This is a genomic window from Streptomyces sp. NPDC001380 (genome assembly GCF_042895785.1).
Taxonomy (GTDB): domain Bacteria; phylum Actinomycetota; class Actinomycetes; order Streptomycetales; family Streptomycetaceae; genus Peterkaempfera.
Genome location: NZ_JBIAWP010000056.1, coordinates 1 through 4,819 on the forward strand (window position 1 = coordinate 1; position 4,819 = coordinate 4,819).

Sequence of the window (4,819 nt, forward strand, 5' to 3'; positions counted from 1 at the left end):
TGGCGGATCTTCCGCCACGCCCGCTGCAGCCCCAACCGCCTCACGTCAACCGCCAAGGCCATCCTCACCCTGGAGAGGCAACGCTGAAAGCGCTCGATGACGACACCGGACTCCGTTGTGCGGCGGCGCCGGAGCAGATGCTGCCGCGAAAGCGGTGAGGCGGAACTCCGGGCACGAGCGGCGAAAGCGAATCGGACCGCTGGCCGGAGCAGGACAGGCCACTGCCCGGGGAGGCGATCCACCGTCCGCGCAGAGCCGGCACTCCGATACGTCCGGCGGCCAGCGCTCTCCACGGTCCGACCACGACCAGGCGCGGTGCAGTCGACACCCACGGTATCGAAGCTGTGTACGCTATGCGAACATGTCTGCATGGACGCCGTGCGCGGGCGGGCAAGGACCACCCGGCCCGTGGCGGGCGTAACGGAAGGGGTCTCCCATGACGTCGCAGCGAACGTCCTCCCGCGGTTCGAGGGGCAGACGCGCGCTCTGGCCCGTCGTGCCGCTGGCCGTCTCACTGGCCGCAGTCGGCCTCGGCGTCGCGCAGGCCGCACCGGCGGACCCCGTTCCGGTGACCGGCGTCCGTGCCGTGACCTGCGTCGACCGGGTCTTTGCGGGAATGACCGGACCGCAACGCGTCGGCCAGCTCTTCATGGGGGGCGTCAACGCCTCGCTTCCGGACCAGAAGCGGCTCCAGGTCCTGCGCCAGTACCACGTCGGGTCGGTGTTCCTGGCCGGACGGAGCAAGTCCGGCACCAGGGCGACCAAGTCGCTGGCCGACGGCCTCCAGGCGAAGGCCGACACCGTGGCCGGGCACCGTGTGGGCCTGCTGGTCTCCACCGACCAGGAGGGCGGCCAGGTCCAGGTCCTGTCCGGCCCCGGCTTCTCCACGATCCCCAGCGGACTCGTGCAGGGAAGCTGGTCCACCTCGAAGCTGCGCAGTTCGGCAGCCCTGTGGGCGAAGCAGCTCAAGGCCGCCGGCGTCAACCTGAACCTCGCGCCCGTGACCGATGTCGTACCGTCCAGCCTCGGCAGGGACAATGCTCCGATCGGCCGCTACGACCGCGAGTACGGCCACACCGCGACGACCGTCGCCTCCCACAGCGGCGCCTTCGCCGCGGGCTTCGCCCAGTCGAAGGTGCTGGCCACGCTCAAGCACTTCCCCGGACTCGGCTACGTCCGCGGCAACACCGACACCACGGCCAACGTGGTCGACTCCGTGACGACCGGCAGCAGCGCGAGCATCACGCCCTTCCGCTCCGGGATCAAGGCGGGCGCGCCGTTCGTCATGATCTCGCTGGCGACCTACAGCAGGATCGACGCGAAGCACAGGGCCGTCTTCTCCTCCACGGTGATCCAGAAACTGCTCCGCACCTCCCTGGGCTTCCGAGGTGTGGTCGTCTCCGACGACCTCGGCAACGCGGTGGCGGTCAGGTCCGTCCTCCCCGCTGACCGCGCCCTGGCGTTCCTCAACGCCGGCGGGGACCAGATCCTCACCGTCGAACCGAACCTGATCCCCGCCATGGCCAAGGCCGTCCAGGCCCGAATGACACAGAACCCTGCCTTCCGCCTCAAGGTGGACCAGAGCATCCACCGCATCCTGGCTGCGAAGCAGAAGGCAGGCCTGCTGTACTGCGGCTGACCCCGGGCGGCGACTGTGGCGACGACGGCGCGCCGCGGCCGTCGGCCCGCTGACGGGGGCCCCGGCCTCACCGGCCCGGTGCGGTCCGGCGGTGCCGGGGCCGGCGGGCCCGCTGGATGGCCACCCACGCGACAAGCGCATGCCGCAGGTCCAGTGCTGCAGGACAGAGGACCATCGCGGCTCCCGGTGGGCGGGTCGAGACGTCGGACACCTCGCTCAACCGCCCGGGAGCCTTGTCCGTTCTGCACCCCTCCGGCGCTGCTCGGGCGTCACCCGACCGAGCCCCCGCTGAAACGGCCTCTTACCTTCTTGGCGGGCTCGTCACCGACTGACTGCCCGCCCGCCTGACCGATCCGCCCGGTGTGCGGCCGCCCCGCGCCCCCGGCCCCTCACTCCCCGGACAGCACCTGGTGCGCCGCCGCCCGTGCCTCCTCGGCCGTGTCCGCCGCCCGCGCCGCGGCCGCCGCCCGCCCGCACTGCGCCAGCGTGTGCCGGGCCAGCGCCGACCGCACGTACGGGATCGCCGCCGGACCCATCGACAGGCTCGTCACCCCCAGCCCCACCAGCACGCACGCCAGCGCCGGGTCGGCCGCCGCCTCCCCGCACACCCCGCACCCCTGCCCGGTCTCCCGCGCCGCGCCCGCGGCCGCCGCCACCAGGTCCAGCAGCGCCGGCTGCCACGGGTCCTGCAGCCGGGCGACCGCCCCCACCTGCCGGTCCGCGGCGAACGCGTACTGCGCCAGGTCGTTGGTGCCCAGCGACAGGAACTCCACCTCCTGCAGGACCGCCCGCGCCCGCAGCGCCGCCGCCGGCACCTCCACCATCGCCCCGCACGCGGCCCGCAGCCCCACCGACCGGCACGCCTCCGCGAACGCCCGCGCGTCGACCCGGTCCGCCACCATCGGCGCCATCACCTCCAGGTGCACCGGCAGCCCCTCGGCCGCCCGCCCCAGCGCCCGCAGCTGAGTCCGCAGCACCTCCGGGTGGTCCAGCAGCGTCCGCAGGCCGCGCACCCCGAGCGCCGGGTTCGGCTCGTCCGCCGGCGTCAGGAAGCCCAGCGGCTTGTCGGCGCCCGCGTCCAGCACCCGGACCACGACCCGGCCCTCCGGGAAAGCCTCCAGCACCTCCCGGTACGCCTCGACCTGCCGGTCCTCCGACGGAGCGCGCTCCGAGTCCTCCATGAACAGGAACTCCGTGCGGAACAGCCCCACGCCCTCCGCCCCCGCCCGCAGCGCCGCCGCGACATCGGCCGGACCGCCGATGTTGGCGAGCAGCGGCACGCGGTGCCCGTCCGACGTCCGTCCCGGCCCCGAGGCGGACGCCAGCGCGGACCGCCGCTTCTCCGCCGCCCGCCGCAGCTCCGCCCGGAGCTCCGGCGACGGCGCCACGACCACCTCGCCCGTGCTGCCGTCGACCGCGACGACCGCGTCCTCCTCCAGCGAGGTCGCCCCCGGGAGCGCCACCACCGCGGGCACGCCCATCGCGCGCGCCAGGATCGCGCTGTGGCTCGTCGGGCCGCCCTCCTCGGTGACGAAGCCGAGCACCAGCGTCCTGTCCAGCAGCGCCGTGTCCGCCGGCGCCAGGTCGTGCGCCACCAGCACGTACGGCTCGTCACTGTCCGGCACCCCGGGCATGGGGACGCCCAGCAGCCGGGCCACCGTCCGGTCGCGGACGTCGTCCAGGTCGGCGACCCGCCCGGCCAGGTAGTCCCCGGCCGCCGCCAGCACCGCGCGGAAGGAGGCCACCGCGTCGTGGACGGCGCGCGCCGCCGTGCTGCCCACCGCGATGCGGCGCCGCACGTCCGCGCCCAGCTCCGGGTCGAGCGCCATCAGCGCCTGGGCCTCCAGGACGGCCTGCGCCTCCCCGCCGGCCAGGTTGCCGCGGGCCCGCAGGTCCGCCGCCACCGCCTCCAGGGCCTGCCGGGCCCTGGCCTGCTCCTGCGGCGCCCGCTCGACCGGGATCCGCTCCTCCGGCGGCTCCAGCGCCGCCGTGCCCATGTGCCGCACCGGTCCGATCGCCACGCCGTGGCTGACCCCCACGCCCTGCAGAGTCTCGTCCATACCGTCCGTCTCCACCCGCTCCGTCTCCCGCATCCGTCCTCGACGGCGCCGTCCCGGGGCGGACCGTCGCCCGCGGCCGCCCGGTCCCGGCCGCCCGGTCCCGTCCGCGCATTCCCGTCCGCGCGGCGCCCGTACCTTCTCAGTCCCAGGTGAACAGGTCGCCCCTGCTCTCCACGAGGCCCTCCACGACGACGTGCGCCAGGTGCTCCGCCGCCGCCTCCAGCGCCACGACCGGGCAGACCGGGGACCGGCCCGCCTCCTCCACCCGCACCGGGTCCCACCGCACGACCGGCCGGCCCCGCTCCACCGGCTCGCCCCTGACCACCAGCACCTCGAACCCCTCGCCGCCCAGGTGCACGGTGCCGATGCCCAGGTGGGTCAGGACGCAGTGGCCCTCCTCGTCCCGCACCACGAACGCGTGCGGATGCACCGACACGACGACACCGGACACCGGAGCCACGGCCGCCCCGGCGCGGCGCACGGGGTCGACGGCCGTGCCCGGCCCCACCAGGGCCTCGGCGAACACCGGATCGGGGACGGCCGCCAGCCCGACGGCACGCCCTGCCAGCGGTGACGTCACGGTCGTCATGGTGCTGCCTCCTGCGGGGCGGGGTGCGACCTCGCGCGGCAGGCCGGGGAGATCGTGACCAATCATGGCAAACCGGGTCTGCGCCAGCGATCCCACGCGCGACCGCCCACCCCCGTCCTCCTCGACCCCCTCCAGGCCACCTCTGTGACCTGCGCGGATGCGCGCAGTCCGCGGGGAGTGCCTCCTCTCGTCACACATTCGGCTTCCGGGGTGCGCGCCGAACGGATGACCGCGGCCGCCGCCGATTTGCCTCACTGCCGGACAGGAGGTACGTTCGTGTCTCCGCCGACGGAGATGTCGCTGCTTCCGCATGGATCCAGTGGCCCGGACGGCCTTCCGGGGCCGATTCGGAAGAAAGCGCAGAAACCAGTAAAGTGGTGGACGCCGCCGAAAGCGGATCCCACTCCGGCGGGAAATCAGAAACGTAGAAGCGGTTCGCGGGTCTGATAAGCTGGAGACACGGAAGAACGAAGCGCCCGGAGGGGCCCGCAGGGGCCGCGAAGGAAGCGTCCGTTCCTTGAGAACTCAACA

Annotated in this window: 3 protein-coding genes and 1 pseudogene; 2 read left to right on the top strand and 2 right to left on the bottom strand. The window is 74.1% G+C overall.

Going from position 1 to position 4,819, the window contains the following annotated elements:
• A pseudogene (locus ACFY07_RS28425) lies at positions 1-87 on the top strand (IS5/IS1182 family transposase); the annotation flags it as partial.
• A 349-nt stretch (positions 88-436) separates the two neighbouring features.
• A complete protein-coding gene (locus ACFY07_RS28430; RefSeq protein WP_390872421.1) occupies positions 437-1,639 on the top strand; it encodes a glycoside hydrolase family 3 N-terminal domain-containing protein in 1,203 nt (400 codons plus the stop codon).
• 389 nt (positions 1,640-2,028) lie between these two features.
• Here ACFY07_RS28430 and ptsP read toward each other — a convergent pair whose 3' ends face one another.
• Entirely contained in the window at positions 2,029-3,699 is a 1,671-nt protein-coding gene (gene ptsP / locus ACFY07_RS28435) for a phosphoenolpyruvate--protein phosphotransferase (RefSeq protein WP_390872422.1), read from the bottom strand.
• Between the two features lie 139 nt (positions 3,700-3,838).
• Positions 3,839-4,288, bottom strand: coding sequence for a PTS glucose transporter subunit IIA (locus ACFY07_RS28440; RefSeq protein ID WP_390872423.1), 450 nt, complete (start codon positions 4,286-4,288; stop codon positions 3,839-3,841).
• Positions 4,289-4,819: the final 531 nt, after the last annotated feature.